Genomic DNA, 540 nt, shown 5'->3' with positions numbered 1-540 from the left:
GTCATGACGGTCCGGTTATTGCCGCTACCGACTACATCCGCAGCTATGCTGACCGCATCCGTGCCTACATCCCTAACGACTACCACGTCTTGGGTACTGACGGCTTCGGTCGCTCCGACAGCCGTGCCAACCTGCGCAGCTTCTTCGAAGTTGACCGCTACAACGTTGCCGTTGCTGCATTGAGCGCATTGGCTGAGCAAGGCAAAGTCAGCAAAGAAACCGTTCAACAAGCTATTGAAAAATATGGCATCAAGGCCGATTCAGCCCCTAGCTGGAAACGCTAATTGATGTTTCAGACGGCCTGTTTGCTTCATTCAGACATCAGGCCGTCTGAAAATCGAATGCTTGAATGGTTTAACAAACTGTACCGATGCCGTGCGAAACAGTTTTCAGACGGCATCAAACTGAAAATATTAAAGGAACTCAAATGAGTATCGTAGAAATCAAAGTCCCTGATATCGGCGGTCATGAAAACGTCGACATCATCGCCGTAGAAGTTAAAGTAGGCGACACTATTGCCGTTGACGACACCCTGATTAC

Annotated in this window: 2 protein-coding genes; both read left to right on the top strand. The window is 49.1% G+C overall.

The window, feature by feature from the left end; genetic code table 11:
- On the top strand, nt 1-284 hold a 284-nt coding region (locus tag ACTHUM_RS18355), incomplete at its 5' end, for a transketolase-like TK C-terminal-containing protein (protein ID WP_440403729.1).
- A 143-nt stretch (nt 285-427) separates the two neighbouring features.
- Nucleotides 428-540, top strand: a 113-nt coding sequence (locus tag ACTHUM_RS18350; RefSeq protein ID WP_440403730.1) for a biotin/lipoyl-containing protein, incomplete at its 3' end; no start/stop codon positions are given.

It is taken from the genome of Neisseria sp. P0021.S006, from assembly GCF_051956895.1.
The sequence above is the reverse complement of the archived record's forward strand: the minus strand, read 5'-3'. Positions and strand labels throughout refer to the sequence as shown.